The sequence below is a fragment of the Streptomyces sp. NPDC001858 genome, assembly GCF_053594615.1.
Genome location: NZ_JBSFEV010000010.1, coordinates 104,991 through 123,953 on the forward strand (window position 1 = coordinate 104,991; position 18,963 = coordinate 123,953).

Here is an 18,963-nt window from a genome sequence, read left to right on the forward strand (position 1 = left end):
GCATATCTCCACGTTCATTCATCCGATCGTGTGAGGATTGGCCGTGCGGCTGACGCGGAACGCGCGGACGTACAGTGGCTTGGGCGTGCGACGCGCCTGACGACTTTCCAGGGAGGCGCTTGCCGTGAGCGAGCTGCGGTTCGTGCGGATGGGGTTCGGCGAGGACGCCGTCGAGTACCAGGAGGCGTGGGACGAGCAACGCCGGGTGCACGCGGCCCGGTTCGCCGACGAGGTCCCGGACACCGTGCTGCTCCTGGAACACCCGCCGGTCTACACGGCGGGCCGGCGCACGGCCGACGACGAGCGCCCGCTGGACGGCACCCCGGTCGTGGACGTGGACCGCGGCGGCAAGATCACCTGGCACGGCCCCGGCCAGCTGGTGGGCTACCCGATCCTCAAGCTGCCGCGCCCGGTGGACGTCGTCGCCCATGTGCGACGGCTGGAGGACGCCCTGATCCGGACCTGCGCGGAATTCGGCCTGGAGACCTCCCGGGTCGAGGGCCGCAGTGGGGTGTGGGTGCTCGGCGATCCGCTGGAGCGGCGCCCCTCGCTCGGCGGCCTGGCGCTGGACTTCGACCCCCGGCTGACGGACGACGAGTTCGACCCGCGGCTGAACGGCCCGGAGTACGCCCCTTCGAACGCGGGTCAGCGGCGCGAGGACCGCAAGATCGCGGCGATCGGCATCCGGGTCGCCAAGGGCGTCACGATGCACGGCTTCGCGCTCAACGTGAACCCGGACAACAAGTGGTTCGACCGGATCATCCCCTGCGGGATCCGGGACGCGGGCGTCGCCTCGCTCGCGGGCGAGCTGGGCCGGGACGTGACCATCGCCGAGGTGCTGCCCGTGGTGGAACGGCAGCTGACGGACGTCCTCGAGAACGCGGAGCTCAAGCCGCGGGCGATCGAGACGACGCCGGCCTGAGCAGCCCGTCCGGCGCAGGCGAGCACCAGCGTCGGGTTTCAGATCGACGGGCGTACCCTTGAGGACGCCGAAGAATCAATCGCTAGGGAGCCGGTCTTGTCCGCAGTCGCCCCCGACGGACGCAAGATGCTGCGCCTTGAGGTCCGCAACGCCCAGACCCCCATCGAGCGCAAGCCCGACTGGATCAAGACCCGCGCGAAAATGGGTCCCGAGTACACGAAGATGCAGAACCTCGTGAAGAGCGAGGGGCTGCACACCGTCTGCCAGGAAGCCGGCTGTCCCAACATCTACGAGTGCTGGGAGGACCGTGAGGCGACCTTCCTCATCGGCGGCGACCAGTGCACCCGGCGCTGCGACTTCTGCCAGATCGACACCGGCAAGCCCGAGGCGCTGGACCGCGACGAGCCGCGCCGGGTCGGCGAGTCCGTCGTCACGATGGACCTGAACTACGCCACCATCACCGGCGTGGCGCGGGACGACCTGGCGGACGGCGGGGCGTGGCTGTACGCCGAGACCGTCCGGCAGATCCACCTCCAGACCGCCGGGCGCGAGGCCGGGCGCACGAAGGTGGAGCTGCTCGCCCCCGACTTCAACGCGGTCCCGGAGCAGCTCGCGGAGGTGTTCTCCTCGCGGCCCGAGGTCTTCGCGCACAACGTCGAGACCGTCCCGCGGATCTTCAAGCGGATCCGGCCCGGCTTCCGTTACGAGCGTTCGCTGAACGTCATCACGGCCGCCCGCGACTACGGGCTGGTCACCAAGTCGAACCTGATCCTCGGCATGGGCGAGACGCGCGAGGAGGTCAGCGAGGCGCTGCGGCAGCTGCACGAGGCGGGCTGCGAGCTGGTCACCATCACGCAGTACCTGCGGCCCTCCGTGCGCCACCACCCCGTGGAGCGCTGGGTCAAGCCGCACGAGTTCGTCGAGCTCAAGGAGGAGGCCGAGCAGATCGGCTTCTCCGGCGTGATGTCGGGTCCGCTGGTACGGTCCTCCTACCGCGCCGGACGCCTGTATCAGATGGCCGTCGAGAAGCGCGGTTCGTTCATCGCCACCCAGGCCGTCTGACACGACGTCACCCGCCTTGCGCCGTACGGCCGCAAGCCGAGTGTGTGAATTCGCGCACAAGTTCCTACTCGCCAGTAGTGACCGAAACGACGCGGCCCCGACCGTCCTCGCAGATGAGGGCGTGCGTCAGGGCCGCGTCAGCGTTTCGGCCCCCCGCATCAAGGCTTCATTCGCGTTTGACCGGTCGGTCACGCACTGGTAACACCAATCAGTGACACTCGTATCACACCACGTAGAACCATGCCGAAGCCCTACGAGGGGGACGTTCACCATGCAGGCCGCGCCCGTTCACGCCACCGCGATCCCGACCTTCACCAACGCACTGCGCGCCGTCGAGTCACTGCTCCTGAGCAGCGGCCAGCGCACCGCCCGCCGCAACGCCTGGACCTCCGTGCTGGAGGACCGTCGTCGTGCCAAGGACCGGTTCGAGGCGCAGCGCGTCCTCGAAGAGGTCACCTCCGCCCGTTCCTGACCCACCCGCCGCTGCGTACCCCGTACGCGCCCCCGCACCTCCCCTCCTGCCGTCGAAGGCGCTTCCGAGGCCACGTAGACTTCGTGGCATGGCGAGAAGTGACAGCGCGGCGGACGCCGCTAACCCCGGGCGACTGAAGCAGATCGCCCTGACGTACAAGATGACCCGCAAGGCCGACAAAACGATCGGCCTCGTGCTCGCGGGTGTCTTCCTCCTCACCTTCGGCGTCTTTCTCGCGATCGGTTTCCTGATCGACCACCCGGTCTACCTGGGCATCCTCGGCTTCCTGCTCGCCTTCCTCGCGACGGCGATCGTGTTCGGACGCCGGGCCGAGCGGGCCGCCTTCGGTCAGATGGAGGGACAGCCCGGCGCCGCCGCGGCCGTCCTCGACAACATCGGCCGTGGCTGGACGACGACCCCCGCCGTGGCGATCAACCGCAGCCAGGACGTGGTGCACCGGGCCGTCGGCAAGGCCGGCATCGTCCTGGTCGCCGAGGGCAACCCGAACCGGGTGAAGTCCCTGCTGGCCGCCGAGAAGAAGAAGATGAACCGCATCGTCGCGGACGTCCCGGTGCATGACGTGATCGTCGGCACGGGCGAGGGCCAGGTCGCGCTGAAGAAGCTGCGCACCACCATGCTGAAGCTCCCGCGAGTGCTGGCCGGCCCCCAGGTGACCGCCACCAACGACCGGCTGCGCGCCATGGGCGACCTGATGAGCAACATGCCCCTGCCGAAGGGGCCGATGCCGAAGGGCATGCGCCTGCCGAAGGGCGGCAGCCCGAAGTCCCGCTGATCTTCACCTCTGCTGATCTTCAGCATTCACGTCGATGGGGCGCCCGGATCACTCCGGGCGCCCCATCGACGTATTCAGCCGTTCGTTCAGCCGCTCAGGCTCAGATCCGTACTTCCACCGTGCGGGCCAGTCGGTCGTGCAGGCCTCGGCCGTCGCGGTCCCAGATCAGGGCCGGGAGAGCCAGGCAGAGCAGGACCGTGCGCAGCACGGAGCGCAGCGGGTTGACGGCGCCGGTCTCGACGGAGACCACGCGCAGGCCGAAGAGGCGCTTGCCCGGGGTGGAGCCGACCGTGCCGACCGTCAGGACGCCCAGCACGAGGAAGATGAGCAGGGCCCAGTTGCTGGTCGCGGGCCGGTAGCCGTCCGTGATCAAGCTGTATGCGATCAGAACGCAGAGGCCCCAGTCCAGGGCCAGGGCGCCGAGCCGGCGGCCGGGGCGGGCGATCGAGCCCGGCCCCTCCTCCGGCAGACCGAGTTGCTCGCCGCGGTACCCGAAGTCGGCACCGGCGTCTTCCATGGCCTGACGGGGTCCGGAGAGCCAGGATCCGAGTGCTTGCCTGTTGTCCACCCGTCCACGGTACTGCGCACCCATATGACCGGTGACGGGTGGGGGTGGCGACCTGGTGTGTCCGGGCTACGGTGGACGATGGGCCGGTTAACTTGTGCGAAACAAATGGGTCACGCCCGAGAAATCACCCGTCCCTAGGGTCGTCGACAGCGTGTGCCACCGCACTGGCCGCACGAACGAACTACCACCCCGGCTCGACGGTCGGGAGTAGGAGGAGCTGGATGTTCCAGAACGCCGACGAGGCCAAGAAGTTCATCGCGGACAAGGACGTCAAGTTCGTCGACGTCCGATTCTGCGACCTGCCGGGCGTCATGCAGCACTTCACGCTGCCCGTCGAGGCGTTCGACCCGGACGAGGAGCTCGCGTTCGACGGCTCGTCGATCCGCGGTTTCCAGGCCATCCACGAGTCCGACATGGCCCTGCGCGCCGACCTGTCGACGGCCCGTGTCGACCCGTTCCGCCGGGACAAGACGCTCAACATCAACTTCTTCATCCACGACCCGATCACGGGCGAGCAGTACTCCCGTGACCCGCGCAACGTGGCGAAGAAGGCGGAGGCGTACCTGGCGTCGACCGGTATCGCCGACACCGCGTACTTCGGCCCCGAGGCCGAGTTCTACGTGTTCGACAGCGTGCGCTTCCAGACCTCCGCGAACGAGTCCTTCTACCACATCGACTCCGAGGCCGGTGCCTGGAACACCGGCGCGGTCGAGAACAACCGCGGTTACAAGGTCCGCTACAAGGGCGGCTACTTCCCGACCCCGCCGGTGGACCACTTCGCCGACCTGCGTGCCGAGATCTCCCTGGAGCTGGCCGCGTCCGGCCTCCAGGTCGAGCGCCAGCACCACGAGGTGGGCACGGCCGGCCAGGCCGAGATCAACTACAAGTTCAACACGCTGCTCGCCGCGGCCGACGACCTCCAGCTCTTCAAGTACATCGTGAAGAACGTGGCCTGGCGCAACGGCAAGACCGCGACCTTCATGCCGAAGCCGATCTTCGGCGACAACGGCTCGGGCATGCACGTCCACCAGTCGCTGTGGTCGGGCGGCTCCCCGCTGTTCTACGACGAGGCCGGGTACGCGGGCCTGTCGGACATGGCCCGCTACTACATCGGCGGCATCCTCAAGCACGCCCCGTCGCTGCTGGCCTTCACCAACCCGACGGTGAACTCCTACCACCGTCTGGTCCCGGGCTTCGAGGCGCCGGTCAACCTGGTCTACTCGCAGCGCAACCGCTCCGCGGCCATGCGTATCCCGATCACGGGCTCCAACCCGAAGGCCAAGCGCGTCGAGTTCCGCGCGCCCGACTCCTCCGGCAACCCGTACCTCGCCTTCTCCGCCCTCCTCCTGGCGGGCCTGGACGGCATCAAGAACAAGATCGAGCCGGCCGAGCCGATCGACAAGGACCTCTACGAGCTGGCCCCCGAGGAGCACGCGGGCGTCGCCCAGGTCCCGACCTCCCTCCCGGCCGTCCTGGACCGCCTGGAGTCGGACCACGAGTTCCTGCTCGCCGGCGACGTCTTCACGTCCGACCTGATCGAGACGTGGATCGACTACAAGCGCGCGAACGAAATCGCCCCGCTGCAGCTGCGCCCGCACCCGCACGAGTTCGAGCTGTACTTCGACGTGTGATCCGCGGATTCCCCGCATGGCGAAGGCCGCCGCCCCATCGGGGTGGCGGCCTTCGCCGTGCGGGCGGGGCCGTGCGTGAGTCGGGCGGTTCTAGTCGGCGGGGGGTTCGGGGACGCGCCAGACGAAGCGGAAGCGCTGGTCGGGCGGTAGCCCGAATCTGCCCACCGGGCCGAACGACTTGATGAGATAGCCGAAGATCTGATGATGGGCCTTCACCCTGCGGGCCGGGTCCGCGCCCGCGCCCCTGGCCGAGTTCGTCCAGCAGGTCGACGACCGGGTCTGGTTCACCACCGAGGTGATGCGGGAGCAGGGCTGGCGCGCGGCACTGCTGCACAGAGCTCTTACGGCCGCGCTCCGCGCACCCCACCATTTCGGCCTGCCGGGCTGGCCCGGCGCGGTGCGCACCGCGATGCAGCGGCTCGCCGCACTGGACCGGTCGGACGCACCGGGGACGCTGGCCGATCTCACGGCCGTGGAGACGGCGCTGCTCGAAGCGCCTGACGAGTTGGGCGCGGAGGCGCTCGACTGGATCTCCCGTCAGGCGCTGTTCGCCGGATACCGTCCCACCCCTGGGGACGTGCTGTGAAGTGGGACGATGTGACCCTGGTGATCCTCGCCACGTTCGGCTGCCTGACGCTGCTGCTGACCCAGATCAGCGAGGTGCTGTCTCGGCTGCCGCAGATCATCCGCGCGTGGCGGCAGGTCCGGAACGAGCTGAACGGTGGTGCCGAGCCAGGCGCTCGGAATCACTCCGGGTCCGACGGCAGCCGGGGCGAAAGCTGATCCTGTCGTGCAGGACGAATGCGTACGGGCGTATGTTCTATTCAACGGGATCAGGCACACGGGGGTGGACCAGCGATGACCGAGCGCGGTCAGGACGACGTCGAGCGGGAGTTCGACATCAAGTGGGCGGATGACGCCGCATACAAGGAGCCCTCGGCTCGGGCCCGGATGTTGGCCGCGCGGTGGAAGGAGAATCCGCCGGAGGCGGTCCCGTTCCGGAGCGATCCGCGGCCGGTGGCGCGGACTCGTTCGTCGTGGATGTCGACGACGCTCGTACTGGCGGGCGTGGCCGCGTTGATCCTTTTGCTGGGGTACATACGGTTCCGTGCGCCGTACTAGGCGGGTCCCGCCGCACCGCACAGGGACCTTTTGCTCCGTCTAGGGTCGTTACGGACCACTCCATGGGGCTGGGGCGGTGCACACTGGCAGTGGGGCGAGTGCCTGACTGCGGGGTGATGCAGATGCAGAGCCGTTTCCGGAGCGACCGGCGACTGACCGTGCGGATGACGGTCACGTTGTTCCTGCTCGGGCTGCTGTACGTGGCGTTCGTCGCCGCGTTGATCGTGTTGCTGAAATCGTGGGTGCTGGTCGTCGTGCTGATGGCGGCGATGTTCGTCGCGCAGTTCTGGTTCTCGGACCGGATCGCCATGTTCGCGATGCGCGGGCGGGTCGTCGAGCGCGAGGAGTATCCCGAGCTGCACGCGGTGGTCGACCGGCTGTGTGCCCTGGCGGACATGCCCAAGCCGGTGGTCGCCGTCTCCGACCTGGGCATGCCGAACGCGTTCGCGACCGGGCGCAGTCCTGAGCACGCGGTGGTGTGCGTGACGACGGGCCTGCTGGGGCGGCTGGAGCCGGCCGAGCTGGAGGGCGTGCTCGCGCACGAGCTGTCGCATGTCGCGCACAAGGACGTGGCCGTGATCACGATCGCCTCGTTCCTGGGCGTCATCGCGGGGCTGATCGTGCGGTTCGCGTTCTACTCGCAGCTGTTCGGCGGCGGGCGCAGGGACCAGAACACCGCGGTCGTCTTCGCCGCCGTGATGGGTGTCTCGGCGGCCGTATACGCGATCAGCTTCCTCCTCATCCGGGCCCTCTCCCGGTACCGGGAGCTGGCGGCGGACCGGGCCGCGGCGCACCTGACCGGCCGCCCCTCGGCGCTGGCTTCCGCGCTGACGAAGGTCTCCGGCGACATCGCCCGGATCCCCAACAAGGACCTGCGGACCGCGCAGGCCTTCAACGCCTTCTACTTCACCCCCGCGACCGGCAAGGAGCCCGGCCTCGAGCAGTACTTCTCCACCCACCCGAGCCTGGAGCAGCGGCTCGACCAGCTGGGGCGGATCTCCGCCGAACTGGGCGAGGCGGCCACGCCCGGGAAGGCGGGCTGACGGACATGGGGCTGCTGGACATCCTGCTCGGCCGGACGAAGCCGGTCGTGCCGGACCTCGATCAGCTGTTCGCGCTGCCCTCGGCGGCGGTGACGCTGGAGGCGGCGGCCGGGTTCACCCCGACCGGGCAGGGCGCCGTGTGTTTCGCGACCGTCGAGGGCTCGGCCTTCGAACAGACGCACCGTGAGGTCCAGGCGCTCCTCGACGCGGACACCGAGCGCACCGGTCCCCCGGTGCGACTCCAGCGGGACGACTTCGGCTACTCCTGGCTGGTCTCCGAACGCACCCCCGACCAGCTGTCGCTGCTGGTCAACGACCTGCACGCGGTCAACAGCGCGATGGAGGTCAACGGCTTCGGGCCACAGCTGCTGTGCTCCCTCGCCGGGTTCGAGGACACGGGCGCCAGACGGCTGGCGCTCGTGTACCTCTACAAGCGCGGCACGTTCTATCCGTTCGCGCCGCTGCCCGGTGCGGGGCAACGGCGCGACAACGCGCTGGAGTTGCAGGTGAAGGCCGCTCTCGGGAACGACCTGCGGCTCGAACAGGACCTGAGCCGCTGGTTCCCGGTGTGGGGAGCCCCGGGTCTGTAGGGCTCCCCGGCCCGTGAGACCGGGGGCCCGCAAGACCATGGGCCCATAACCATGGGCCCGTAAGACCGTAGGTCCGTGAGACCGTAGGCCCGTTACGGCTGCTTGCTGCGCTCGCGCTCCTGACGGCGGTACTCCAGGGGGCGCTCGCGACGGTAACGCCGCTCCCACTTGGCCTGCGTGTCACGGCGCTTGCGGTACGCCTTGTACGTGGTCGGCGCGGGTCCCGCACCCTGGGCGGGGCCGGGGACGGACGGCGACGACGACGCCGAGGACGTCGAGGACGCGTCGAGTCCGTAGCGCACGTACAGGAAGAGCACGGCGACGGCGGCGAGCCAGTAGAGCGGGTTTCCGAATCCCAGGACCACCAGGACGACGGTCCCGGAGAGAACGACGGTGCCCATGGCGTGCCTCCTTCCTGGGCAGAGATGAGTGACTGTGCGTAGCGGTTGGGGCCGGTTGATGCCTCCAGCGTACGGAAACCGTCACTCAACGTGCAGCTGCTTTTTCGGAGAGCTCGGCTGTCAGACGCCCGGCGCCGCCGTCACCACTCCGGCCGCGACCGCTCTGCCCAGGGTCGCGTGGTCGGCGGCGGTCCGGTCCGCGTAGGCGAGGGCGAAGTCGGCGACGGCCCGTTCGAAGGTGTCGGCGCCGCCGAGGTAGCCGGCGATGGCGAACCGGTCGCCGGACCGGGCGTGGGCGCGGGCCAGGGCGGTGCCGCAGAGCCGGGCGTAGGCGAGGAGCTCGGCCGGGGACATGCCGGCGACGTCGGCGGAGCCCTTCGTGTCGCGCAGCTGGCGCCAGTAGAAGGCGCGCCCCTGGGGCCCGGTCATCCAGCCGAGGAAGACGTCGCCGGCGGCCTGCAGCAGCCGCTGTCCGGCGACGACCCGGTGGCCGGGATGGGCATAGGGGCCGTTCGGCAGGTGCGCCTCCAGGACGGACGCGCGGGCCTCCTTGATCTGCAGGAACAGCGGATCGTCGGTGTCCCGCCCGGCGAGCAGCACGATGAAGCAGCGGGTGCCGACGCTGCCGACGCCGACGACCTTGCGGGCGACGTCGACGAACCGGTAGCGGTCCAGGAGCACCCGGCGCTCCTCGGCGAGGGTGGAGCGGTAGTCGCAGAAGATCTTGCGCAGGGCCGCGCTGTCGGAGACGCCGGCGGGTTCGAGCAGCGGTGGGTCGTGGACGATGCGGGGGCGTCCGTCGACGACCTCGGTGAGCTTGCCGAGGGCCTGGAGGCTGGTGCGGCGGCGGGCGCGGGTGAGGCTGGCCCCGGCCTGTCCGCGGCGCCGGGCGGAGCGCAGCAGGGGCAGGAGCCGTTCCGCGTCGATGCGGTCGTGCCAGACGGCGAGTTCGCCGAGCCGGGACAGCCGCCGCATGGCGGTGCGGTAGGCGGCGACGGTCTCCAGGGCGGCGCGGTGCACCCGGGGCTCGACGTGTCCGTTCTCGCGGGCGGCCACGGCCACGGAGGCGGCGAGCCGTTTGACGTCCCACTCGAAGGGGCCGGGGAACGTCTCGTCGAAGTCGTTCAGGTCGAAGAGCAGGGCCCGCTCCGGGGAGGCGTAGACCCCGAAGTTCAGCAGGTGGGCGTCGCCGCACAGCTGGACGGTCAGTCCGGTGTGCGGCTGCGACGCCAGATCGGCGGCCATGACGGCGGCCGCGCCGCGCAGGAAGGCGAACGGCGAGGCGGTCATCCTCCCGTACCGGATCGGCAGCAGCTCGGGCAGCCGGTCCCGGCCCTGCCGTTCCAGGACGGCGACGGGGTCGGGCCGGTCGACGGGCGGGAGCCAGCCGGCGTGGGCGGACCGGGGGACGCGTCTGCGGGCGTGCTTGCCGCGCGCGGCCCGTTCGGCGGGGGTGGTCATCCGCGTCGCCTTCGCACCACGTCCGCCTCCCGTTCCACGGCACTCCCGGCGTTCCCTGTGCTCCCTGTGCTCCCTGTGCTCCCTGTGCTCCCTGTGCTCCCTCTGTTCCCTCTGTTCCCAGCACTCCCTGCATTCTCTGCGTTCCCTGCGATCCCAGCGTTCTCTGCGATCCGTGCGGCCTCCTGTTCGCAGTGAAGGCCCGGACGGGGGTGGCCGCATGCCGGGTACGGCAAACAGGTGAGGTCCGGGGGCCCCGTTGTCAGTGGTGTCGGGGAGGATGCAAAGGGCGGAGAGACGACGAGGCGGACGAGGGGCGGAGAGGCTTGCATGGGTGACGGACTGCGATACGTGGGGGTCGCGGAGCGGCGGGCCAGGCTGGCGCTGCGGCACCGGCTGGCGCCGCAGGCACGGGCCGCGACGCCCGAGGCGGTGGCGGACTCGCTGCTCGCCCTGCACGGCTCGGACCCGGCGACGGTGTATCTGGCGATCGGCGCCCGGCTCGCCGACCCGGCGGTGACCGTCCCGGAGACCGACCGGGCGCTGTACGCGGACCGGACCCTCGTCCGCATGCACGGGATGCGGCACACCGTCTTCGTGTTCCCGACGGCGTCGACGGCCGTCGTGCACGCCTCGACCGGTCTCGCGGTCGCCGCGCGGGAGAGGGCCACGCTGGTGAAGGACATGGCGAAGGCCGGCGCCCCGGACGCGGTCTGGCTGAAGGAGGTCGAGGAGTCGGCGCTGGCCGCGCTGGCCCGGCTCGGCCAGGCGACGGCGGCCGAGCTGGCCCGCGAGGAGCCGCGGCTGCGGGAGCAGTTCGTGTACGCGGCCGGGAAGTCCTACGAGGGCGTCCACACCGTCGTGACCCGGCTGCTGAAGGTGCTGGGCGTGGAGGGCAAGGTGGTCAGAGGGCGTCCGCTGGGCTCGTGGACGTCGAGCCAGTTCCGCTGGGCGCTCGCCCCCGAGCACCCCGAACTGCCCGCGGCGGACGCCCAGTCGGACCTGCTGCGGCACTGGCTGCGGGCCTGCGGCCCGGCCACGGAGGCCGACCTGAAGTGGTGGACGGGCTGGCGGGTGACGGACGTCCGGCGGGCGCTGACCGCGATCGGGGCGCGGGCGGTGACGCTGGACGAGGGCACGGGATACGTCGTCGACGGCGATGTGGATCCCGTGCCCGGCCCCGAGGAGCCGTGGGCGGCCCTGCTGCCCGCCCTGGACCCGACGGCGATGGGCTGGCAGGGCCGGGACTGGTATCTGGCCCCGGAGCTGCGCCCCGCCCTGTTCGACTACAGCGGGAACGTCGGGCCGACGGTGTGGTGGGACGGCCGGGTGGTGGGCAGCTGGGCCCAGCGCGCCGACGGGGAGATCGTCTGGCGGATCCTGGACGGGGAGGGGGTCGGCGGCGAGGCGAAGGCGGCGATCGAGGCGGCGGCGGAGCGGCTGGGGGCGTGGGTCGGAGAGACGCGGGTGACGCCGAGGTTCCGCACACCGGTGGAAAAGGAGCTGGCGAGCTGAGCTCCGAGGGGGCGAGAGGCAAGGGGGGCGGAAGGGAAGCGTCCGCCCCGACGCTGGCGCCGTCGCATACGAACGGCACCCGGCACCACGGCACCCCGGCCCGCCAGCCCCACAGCACCCGGCACCCGGCACCCGGCACCCGGCACCCGGCACCCGGCACCATGGCTCAGCGCTAGGCGCTCAGCGCGAGTAACGCAGCAGTGCCCGCACCATGCGGCACCTCGTGTCCGACGACGGATGGACGCCGATCAGCTCCGCCCCGACGCCAGGCACCGTCGCAAACGAACGGCACCCGGCACCCCGGCACCCTGCGCCACGGCTCAGCGCCGAGCGTTCAGCGCGAGTAGCGCAGCAGTGCCCGCACCATGCGGCACCTCGTGTCCGACGACGGATGGACGCCGATCAGCTCCGCCCCGACGCCGGGCGCCGTCGCATACGAACGGCGCCCGGCACCCCGGCGCCATGGCTCAGCGCTCAGCGCCGAGCGTTCAGCGCGAGTAGCGCAGCAGTGCCCGCACCATGTGGCACGTCGTGTCCGACGGCGGATGCACGCCGATCAGCTCCGCCGTGCTGCGGATCTTCTCGTTGCGGGCCTGGTTCGGCAGATACACGCCCAGGTCGAGCAGCGCGATGGCCAGACGCATGGCCTTGAGACGACGGTTGTGCATGACGTACCAGTCGCGCGGCCGCCCGGGCGGCAACGGCCGCTTCTGGACGGGCACATAGGGCAGATCGAGCTGGACGGAACGCTTCGCGGTGGACTGGGTCGCGGACGGCTTCGGCTTCAGTGCGGCAGCGGGCACAGGCATCCTCCTGTCGCGGTCAGGGCCCGACCCGGAACCTCCGGCGGACCCTCGAACACTGCTTCTATTCTACTGCCGACCACTGACAATCGCCCCTGATCACAAGGGCTTTCGGGTCGCTTTGGCGCTACCGTGACGGGCATGGAGATCTGGATCAACCCCGCCTGTTCCAAGTGCCGCAGCGCCCTCACGCTCCTCGACGCCGAGGGGGCCGACTACACCGTCCGCCGCTATCTGGAGGACGTGCCGAGCCGGGACAAGATCAGGGACGTCCTCGACCGCCTCGGTCTGGAGCCCTGGGACATCACCCGCACCGCGGAAGCGGTCGCCAAGGAGCTCGGCCTCAAGGAGTGGGCGCGGGACGCCGGTTCACGCGAGCGCTGGATCGGCGCGCTGGCCGAGCATCCCAAGCTCATCCAGCGCCCGATCATCACCGCGGACGACGGCACGGCGGTGGTGGCCCGCACCGACGAGGCCGTACGCGATGCCGTGACGCGCGTCACACCGAACGGCCGCCGAAACCCCTGAGTAACCGCGTTCGGAATCTCGTACATACCGGCGTACGCTCCCCTAGGTTCCAGGAGGCGCGCATGTCGCGCAGAAGAACAGTCGGCACGAAGAAGAAGATCGCGCTGCTCGTCAGCGCGGCGGCGGTGGCGGGCGGTGGCGCGTTCGTCATGGCGACCACCTCGAACGCCTCCCAGCCGGCGCACAACGCGAACACGCTGTCCGCGGCGAACTCGACGGCCTGCCAGGGGTTCGCCACCGCGCTCGGCGAGACCCAGAAGTTCATCGCCGACCAGCGGGCCGCTCCGGACGCGCAGTCGGAGGCCCGGATCGCCAACCGCGAGGCCGTCATCGCGCAGATCAAGGTGCAGCAGCAGGCGTCGGGGTGCGTGGTGGGGGAGTCGGCTCAGGGCTCCCAGCCGACGCAGCCCTCGCAGGCCCCCTCGGCACCCGCCGCATCGGCGCCCGCGCCCTCGGCCCCGGCCGCTTCGGCTCCGGCCCAGAACCCCGGCAACGGCGGCGGCTCCGGTCAGCAGGTCTGCAACGGCTCCACGGTCACCCTCTCCGGGGAGGCCGGCGCCCCGGCCGCCTCCAGCAATCAGTTCCCGGTGGGGACCAAGCTCAAGGTGACCAACCTGGACAACAACAAGTCCACGACCGTCGAGGTGACCGGCCCCTCCGGCAGCTGCGCGCTGTTGAACAACGCCGCGTTCGAACTGGTCCGTGAGCCCGGCAAGTTCCTGATCCGCCGGGCCCTGATCGAGAAGGTGGGGTGACGCTCGGCTGCCGAGAACCCACGTACGTGTCACCGGTCCTGTCGCTCGCGGCCACGAGCGGCAGGACCGCCGTATTTCCGGGGGCGACACCGCATTCACCGGGGCCGGCACCGTACTTTCCGGGCTCACACCGTGAGCCGCGCCACAGAACCACCAGGTAACACGGGGTTCACATTCGAGCAATGATCGGGAAATCGCCTGTTGACAAGCTTCCGGGCAAACAGGCGGCGCCCCAGTGCCGCAGCGCCGCAGCACCCGCAAAGTGCGTCAGACACACCCCCGAAGGAAGTGGCCCGTGACCTTCAAGGCTGAGTACATCTGGATCGACGGCACCCAGCCGACCGCCAAGCTCCGCTCCAAGACCAAGATCATCGCGGGTGAGCCCGCCGGTCTGGACGCGCTGCCGATCTGGGGCTTCGACGGGTCCTCCACGAACCAGGCCGAGGGCCACTCCTCGGACCGTGTCCTCAAGCCGGTCTTCACCTGCCCCGACCCGATCCGCGGCGGCGACGACATCCTCGTCCTGTGCGAGGTCCTCGACATCGACATGACGCCGCACGAGTCCAACACCCGTGCCGCGCTCACCGAGGTCGCCGAGAAGTTCGCCGCGCAGGAGCCGATCTTCGGCATCGAGCAGGAGTACACGTTCTTCCAGGACGGCTACCCGCTCGGCTTCCCCAAGGGCGGCTTCCCGGCCCCGCAGGGCGGCTACTACTGCGGCGTCGGCGCGGACGAGATCTTCGGCCGTGAGGTCGTCGAGGCGCACCTCGACAACTGCCTCGCCGCCGGTCTCGCCATCTCCGGCATCAACGCCGAGGTCATGCCCGGCCAGTGGGAGTTCCAGGTCGGCCCGGTCTCCCCGCTGGAGGTCTCCGACCACCTGTGGGTGGCCCGCTGGCTGCTCTACCGCACCGCCGAGGACTTCGGCATCTCCGCCACCCTCGACCCGAAGCCGGTCAAGGGCGACTGGAACGGCGCCGGCGCGCACACCAACTTCTCCACCAAGGCGATGCGCGAGACGTACGAGGCGATCATCACCGCCGCCGAGTCCCTCGGTGAGGGCTCCAAGCCGCTCGACCACGTCAAGAACTACGGCGCGGGCATCGACGACCGTCTGACGGGCCTGCACGAGACCGCCCCGTGGAACGAGTACTCCTACGGCGTCTCCAACCGCGGCGCGTCGGTCCGTATCCCGTGGCAGGTCGAGAAGGACGGCAAGGGCTACATCGAGGACCGCCGTCCGAACGCCAACGTCGACCCGTACCTGGTGACCCGCCTGATCGTGGACACCTGCTGCTCGGCGCTGGAGAAGGCCGGCCAGGTCTGATCCGGCAGGTCTGATCCGACGGGTCTGATCCGTCCGTCCGACCAGTTCGCACGCAAGGGGCGCCCGCCTTTCCGGTGGGCGCCCCTTGCGCATATCGTGCGCCCTCATGGGGATGGAGAACGGCTCGACGGGACCGGTGCGCCCGTACGGCCTGGCGGGGGACGTGCCCGGAGTGCTGCGCGCGATGGAGTCCACGGACGAGGCGGTGCGCGAGGAGGCGATGGCCTGGCTGCACTCCCTGCTGTGCTACCGGGACGAGACGCGCACCTCACCCGCGGTGCCGCCGCTGATCCGGCTCGCCCTGCACGGCCCCGGCCATCGGGCCGAGCTGCTCGAACTGCTCGCGAACCTCGCGAACTGGGCCGGGCCGACGGACGAACAGGAGCGGTGCCGGCGGACCACGGCGCAGTCGCTGCCGTCCCTGCTGCAGCTGACGCGGGACGCCGACCCGGCCGTCCGCGAGGCGATGGCGGTGCTGATCGCCGCCTGCGGACAGCAGGACGCCCCGGCGCCCACGCCGCTGCTGCGGGACCGGCTGGCGGCGGAGACCCACCCCCTGGTGCGCGCCCGGATCGTGACCGCGCTCGGCCTGCTGGAGCCGGCCGACGGCGACTGGCGGCGCGCCCTGCTGACCGACCCCGAGCCCCGGGTCGCGCTCGCCGCCGCCGAGGACCTGCTGCGCACGACCGAAGCGCCGCTGCCGGACGCACTGGTCGACGCCTGCGCGGCCGCGTACAGCGCGCAGCCGCCGGACGAGCGGGAGGCATCCGAGACGGAGAGCCATCTGTGGCCGGAGTCCCACCGGACGTTCAAGGAACGGCTCCTGGCGGAGCCCGAGGCCGCGCTGCGGGCCCTCTCCGGTGGCATACCGCTCGCCTTCGAGATCACCGCGCACTGGCGGGACCGCGAGACCGACGTGCTGCCCTGGGCCCTGCACGAGGCGTTCGGCGAGAACTGGGACCTGTACCAGCTGGCGCAGTTGACCTGCGCGCTGCCGTCGGAGCTGCACGCGCGCGTGGCCGAGCAGGTGCTGCCGTCGCTCGCGGACGACGACCCGGCGGTGCGGGCGAAGGCGGTCACCGTGCTGGCCCGCGCGCGCGTGCCGGTGGCGGTCGAGGAGGCGGTGCGGCTCGCCGAGGAGACGCCGGGGGCGTACGACACCGTGCGCGCCGTCCAGGCGGTGGCCGAGGAGTTCGGGGCCGCCGCGCTGCCCGTGGGGCGAGCGGTGGCCCGCCGGCTGGAGAACGTCCGTGCGGAACTGGTCAAGGCGCTCTCCCTGTTCCCCGCGACGGCCGAGGACGCCGTCGAACAGCTCTCGGAGCTGTTGACACGCACCGGCACCGGCTACCCGTCGGCCGCGGTCGCCGTGCTCGCCGGGCTGGGGCCCGCCGCGGGCGACGTGGCCGAACGGGCGCTGCGCGACTGCGTGGCCACGAGCGGCCACTCCTCGGTCACGGTGGAGGCCGCGATGGCGCTCCACGCCGTCGCAGGCGACCCCGAGCCGGCGCTGTCCCTCCTGCGGGGGGAGATGATCGCCGGGGCGTCGGCCTGGACGACGATCGTCGCGGCCCGGCTCGGCCCCGCCGCCGCACCGCTGCTGCCGCTCATCGAGCCGCTCCTCGCTCCGAGCCCCTTCTCGGGCACCCGGGCCACGGCCGCGCTGGCCGTGTGGCGCATCACGGGCCGGACCGAGGACACCGTGGAACCCCTGGCCCGGCAGGCGCTCGAGTGGAACAAGATCTACCCCGACCCGCAGCACCCGGTGCTCACGCTCACCGAGATGGGCTTCCTCCCCCGCTTCGCCGAGGCCCCGCTGCGCGAGGGCGCCGAGTCACCGCGCCGGATCATCACCGACCACATGCACGGCGACGGACCGCACCCGGACGACGTGGTGCGCGCCGCCGTACGCACGCTGCTGGCGACCGCCGCAGTCGTCGACTGACGCCGGCCTCGCCTTTCGGCCACCTCGTCTTTCGGCCACCCGTCAAGGATCCGTCCAAGCTGTGAGAGGAGGCTCCTGCAACGGGCCGGTGTCTGCTTCAATGGGGCCATGGCCAGCTTCCAGAAGTACACCGCGACAGGTCGCCACGACCTCGAGCCCTTCTGGCCGTCCCGTCAGCACCACGACTTCGACCGGGTGTGTTGCCGCGCGGTGAACGCGCAGGCCCTCTAAAGCCGTACACCCCGGCCTTCGGCCAGCGCGCACGACGTACGTCCCTCGATGACGAACCCCTCGCGCGAAAGAGCTGACCTCTCATGGCGACCACCCGTTCTCTGTCCTCCGCTCCCTCCCTCAACGCACCCGCCCCGACCGCCCCTTCGGGCCCGCCCCGGCACCGGCTGCGCGCCGTGGACCGGGACGAGGTGGTGGACGTCGCGGACCTGCTGCCGCCGGGCGCGACCTGGCTGCCCGCTCCCCAGCACACCCTGCCCACGCTGCCGGGGCAGCCGCCGATGATCGGCTACCTGGTCCTCGTGCCGGCCGACCAGCAGCCGCCGTTCCTGCCCGTGGCGGTGCCCGACCAGCCGGCCGCCGACCGGGCCGAGGCGGCCGGCGAACCGCTCGTGCGGATCGACTCCGCGCAGCGCACCGCCGCGGTCGACGGTCAGCAACTCGACCTCACCTACCTGGAGTTCGAGCTGCTCGCCCATCTGGTGGCGCACCCGAACCGGGTGCACACCCGCGACCAGCTCGTCACCACGGTGTGGGGCTACGGGCATGTGGGCGACGGCCGCACGGTCGACGTCCACATCGCGCGGCTGCGCCGCAAGCTGGGCGTCCGGCACCGCCAGTCGATCCAGACGGTGCGCCGGGTCGGCTACAAGTACACCCCGCCGACCGGCCGTTGACCCGGCGCTCTGCCGACGGCAGAGCGCGGTTCCCTCCCGCGTCCGCACGGGGCACAGTCACCGGTATGAGACTTCTGGTGCTGGGCGGTACGGAGTTCGTGGGACGGGCCGTCGTCGAGGCGGCTCTCGGGCGCGGCTGGGAGGTGACGGTCCTGAACCGGGGACGGCACGCGCCCGTCCCCGGCACGCGGTCGCTGTCCGGCGACCGCACCGCGCCCGGGGGCCTCGACGCGCTGGCGAAGAGCGGGGACGACTGGGACGCCGTCGTCGACACCTGGTCGGCGGCGCCCCGCGCCGTGCACGAGGCGGCGCGCCTGCTGCGGGGCCGCGCCCGCCGGTATGTGTACGTGTCGAGCTGCTCGGTGTACGCCTGGGCCCCGCCCGCCGGGTTCGCCGAGGACGCGCCGGTCGTCGAGGGCGCCGAAGCCGACGCCGGCCGAACCGACTACGCCCGGGACAAGCGCGGCGGCGAGCTGGCCGCGGTGGACGCCTTCGGCGCGGACGCCTCCGTCCTCGTCCGGGCCGGGCTGATCCTCGGTCCCTACGAGAACGTCGGCCGGCTGCCCTGGTGGCTGGCCCGGATCGCGCGCGGCGGCCCGGTCCTCGCGCCGGGCCCACGCGGGCTGCCCCTGCAGTACATCGACGCCCGCGACCTCGCCGCGTGGATCCTCGGGGCGGCCGAGCGGGAGCTGAGCGGCCCGTACAACCTGATCAGCCCGCAGGGGCACGCCACGATGGGCGAGCTGCTGGAGGCCTGTGTGTGGGCCACCGGCTCGGCCGCCGAACTGCGCTGGACCGCACCGGAGATCGTCCTCGACGCGGGCATCGAGCCGTGGACCCAGCTGCCGGTGTGGGTGCCGCCGGGCAGCGACCTGCACGACGCCCTGCACGCGGCCGACGTGTGGCGGGCGGTGGCGACGGGGCTGTCCTGCCGGCCGGTCCGGGAGACCGTCGCCGACACCTGGAGCTGGCTCACGTCGATCGGCGGGACAGCGCCGCAACGCCCGGACCGCCCGCCGATCGGCCTGGATCCGGAGGTCGAGGCGAAGGTACTGGCGGGGTCGGGGGGTGTAGCTGGCACCACCCCCTGACCGGGGGCCTCGGGCCAGTGACCGCCGGCCCG

General features: G+C 71.2%; 23 protein-coding genes. 18 read left to right on the plus strand and 5 right to left on the minus strand.

The features are described from left to right. Positions 1-124 precede the first annotated feature (124 nt). The 4 genes from lipB (at position 125) to ACWCPF_RS17065 (ending at position 3,249) form a co-directional block, all read left to right on the plus strand. Positions 125-922 carry a lipoyl(octanoyl) transferase LipB gene (gene lipB / locus ACWCPF_RS17050; RefSeq protein ID WP_451045813.1) on the plus strand — a complete coding sequence of 266 codons (798 nt, stop codon included), beginning with the start codon at positions 125-127 and terminating at the stop codon, positions 920-922. Between the two features lie 96 nt (positions 923-1,018). After that, entirely contained in the window at positions 1,019-1,984 is a 966-nt protein-coding gene (gene lipA / locus ACWCPF_RS17055; RefSeq protein WP_451045814.1) for a lipoyl synthase, read from the plus strand. Between the two features lie 271 nt (positions 1,985-2,255). Further along, positions 2,256-2,456 carry an SCO2195 family GlnR-regulated protein gene (locus tag ACWCPF_RS17060; RefSeq protein ID WP_451045815.1) on the plus strand — a complete coding sequence of 67 codons (201 nt, stop codon included), beginning with the start codon at positions 2,256-2,258 and terminating at the stop codon, positions 2,454-2,456. A gap of 88 nt (positions 2,457-2,544) precedes the next feature. After that, positions 2,545-3,249, plus strand: coding sequence for a DUF4191 domain-containing protein (locus tag ACWCPF_RS17065; RefSeq protein WP_451045816.1), 705 nt, complete (start codon positions 2,545-2,547; stop codon positions 3,247-3,249). 100 nt (positions 3,250-3,349) lie between these two features. Here the strand turns inward: ACWCPF_RS17065 and ACWCPF_RS17070 are convergent, their stop codons facing one another. After that, complete coding sequence (locus tag ACWCPF_RS17070) at positions 3,350-3,817, minus strand: RDD family protein (protein WP_451045817.1); 468 nt, start codon at positions 3,815-3,817, stop codon at positions 3,350-3,352. 221 nt (positions 3,818-4,038) lie between these two features. Here ACWCPF_RS17070 and glnA point away from each other — a divergent pair, with 221 nt between their 5' ends. Then, a complete protein-coding gene (glnA, locus tag ACWCPF_RS17075; protein WP_451045818.1) occupies positions 4,039-5,448 on the plus strand; it encodes a type I glutamate--ammonia ligase in 1,410 nt (469 codons plus the stop codon). Positions 5,449-5,538: 90 nt separating this feature from the next. Here glnA and ACWCPF_RS17080 read toward each other — a convergent pair whose 3' ends face one another. Further along, on the minus strand, positions 5,539-5,736 hold the full coding sequence (locus ACWCPF_RS17080) for a hypothetical protein (protein WP_451045819.1): 198 nt from the start codon (positions 5,734-5,736) through the stop codon (positions 5,539-5,541). A gap of 10 nt (positions 5,737-5,746) precedes the next feature. Between ACWCPF_RS17080 and ACWCPF_RS17085 the strand changes: the two genes are divergently transcribed. The 5 genes from ACWCPF_RS17085 to pspAB all read left to right on the plus strand — a co-directional run bounded on the left by ACWCPF_RS17085 (position 5,747) and on the right by pspAB (position 8,203). Then, the gene (locus ACWCPF_RS17085; RefSeq protein WP_451045820.1) at positions 5,747-6,034 is read left to right on the plus strand and encodes a hypothetical protein; all 288 of its coding nucleotides are present in this window, start codon (positions 5,747-5,749) and stop codon (positions 6,032-6,034) included. 11 nt (positions 6,035-6,045) lie between these two features. Next, positions 6,046-6,231, plus strand: coding sequence for a hypothetical protein (locus tag ACWCPF_RS17090; RefSeq protein WP_451045821.1), 186 nt, complete (start codon positions 6,046-6,048; stop codon positions 6,229-6,231). Positions 6,232-6,306: 75 nt separating this feature from the next. Next, positions 6,307-6,570, plus strand: coding sequence for an SCO2583/SCO2584 N-terminal domain-containing protein (locus tag ACWCPF_RS17095; protein WP_451045822.1), 264 nt, complete (start codon positions 6,307-6,309; stop codon positions 6,568-6,570). Positions 6,571-6,692: 122 nt separating this feature from the next. Continuing rightward, positions 6,693-7,613 (plus strand): zinc metalloprotease HtpX, encoded by a 921-nt coding sequence (gene htpX, locus ACWCPF_RS17100; protein ID WP_451045823.1) that lies wholly within the window; start codon positions 6,693-6,695, stop codon positions 7,611-7,613. Positions 7,614-7,618: 5 nt separating this feature from the next. After that, entirely contained in the window at positions 7,619-8,203 is a 585-nt protein-coding gene (pspAB, locus tag ACWCPF_RS17105; RefSeq protein ID WP_451045824.1) for a PspA-associated protein PspAB, read from the plus strand. A 92-nt stretch (positions 8,204-8,295) separates the two neighbouring features. Here pspAB and ACWCPF_RS17110 read toward each other — a convergent pair whose 3' ends face one another. Both ACWCPF_RS17110 and ACWCPF_RS17115 read right to left on the minus strand, forming a co-directional pair. Then, the gene (locus tag ACWCPF_RS17110; RefSeq protein ID WP_451045825.1) at positions 8,296-8,604 is read right to left on the minus strand and encodes a hypothetical protein; all 309 of its coding nucleotides are present in this window, start codon (positions 8,602-8,604) and stop codon (positions 8,296-8,298) included. 120 nt (positions 8,605-8,724) lie between these two features. Then, positions 8,725-10,065: a DUF2252 domain-containing protein gene (locus ACWCPF_RS17115; protein WP_451045826.1), complete on the minus strand. Its 1,341-nt coding sequence runs from the start codon at positions 10,063-10,065 to the stop codon at positions 8,725-8,727. 327 nt (positions 10,066-10,392) lie between these two features. Between ACWCPF_RS17115 and ACWCPF_RS17120 the strand changes: the two genes are divergently transcribed. After that, the gene (locus ACWCPF_RS17120) at positions 10,393-11,577 is read left to right on the plus strand and encodes a winged helix DNA-binding domain-containing protein (protein ID WP_451045827.1); all 1,185 of its coding nucleotides are present in this window, start codon (positions 10,393-10,395) and stop codon (positions 11,575-11,577) included. Positions 11,578-12,065: 488 nt separating this feature from the next. On the opposite strand, the gene ACWCPF_RS17125 is transcribed toward ACWCPF_RS17120, so the two are convergent. Next, entirely contained in the window at positions 12,066-12,380 is a 315-nt protein-coding gene (locus ACWCPF_RS17125) for a hypothetical protein (protein ID WP_451045828.1), read from the minus strand. Positions 12,381-12,521: 141 nt separating this feature from the next. Here ACWCPF_RS17125 and ACWCPF_RS17130 point away from each other — a divergent pair, with 141 nt between their 5' ends. From ACWCPF_RS17130 to ACWCPF_RS17160, 7 genes are all read left to right on the plus strand, one after another. After that, the gene (locus ACWCPF_RS17130) at positions 12,522-12,908 is read left to right on the plus strand and encodes an arsenate reductase family protein (RefSeq protein ID WP_451045829.1); all 387 of its coding nucleotides are present in this window, start codon (positions 12,522-12,524) and stop codon (positions 12,906-12,908) included. 62 nt (positions 12,909-12,970) lie between these two features. Beyond that, positions 12,971-13,663: a hypothetical protein gene (locus ACWCPF_RS17135; RefSeq protein WP_451045830.1), complete on the plus strand. Its 693-nt coding sequence runs from the start codon at positions 12,971-12,973 to the stop codon at positions 13,661-13,663. Between the two features lie 295 nt (positions 13,664-13,958). Next, complete coding sequence (glnII, locus tag ACWCPF_RS17140; protein ID WP_451045831.1) at positions 13,959-14,990, plus strand: glutamine synthetase; 1,032 nt, start codon at positions 13,959-13,961, stop codon at positions 14,988-14,990. Positions 14,991-15,096: 106 nt separating this feature from the next. Then, positions 15,097-16,932 carry a hypothetical protein gene (locus ACWCPF_RS17145; RefSeq protein WP_451045832.1) on the plus strand — a complete coding sequence of 612 codons (1,836 nt, stop codon included), beginning with the start codon at positions 15,097-15,099 and terminating at the stop codon, positions 16,930-16,932. 108 nt (positions 16,933-17,040) lie between these two features. Next, positions 17,041-17,163: a hypothetical protein gene (locus ACWCPF_RS17150; protein WP_358807364.1), complete on the plus strand. Its 123-nt coding sequence runs from the start codon at positions 17,041-17,043 to the stop codon at positions 17,161-17,163. Positions 17,164-17,246: 83 nt separating this feature from the next. Continuing rightward, positions 17,247-17,840, plus strand: a complete 594-nt coding sequence (locus ACWCPF_RS17155; protein ID WP_451045833.1) for a winged helix-turn-helix domain-containing protein — start codon at positions 17,247-17,249, stop codon at positions 17,838-17,840. Between the two features lie 65 nt (positions 17,841-17,905). Further along, complete coding sequence (locus ACWCPF_RS17160; protein ID WP_451045834.1) at positions 17,906-18,931, plus strand: NAD-dependent epimerase/dehydratase family protein; 1,026 nt, start codon at positions 17,906-17,908, stop codon at positions 18,929-18,931. The last annotated feature ends 32 nt before the right edge of the window (positions 18,932-18,963 follow it).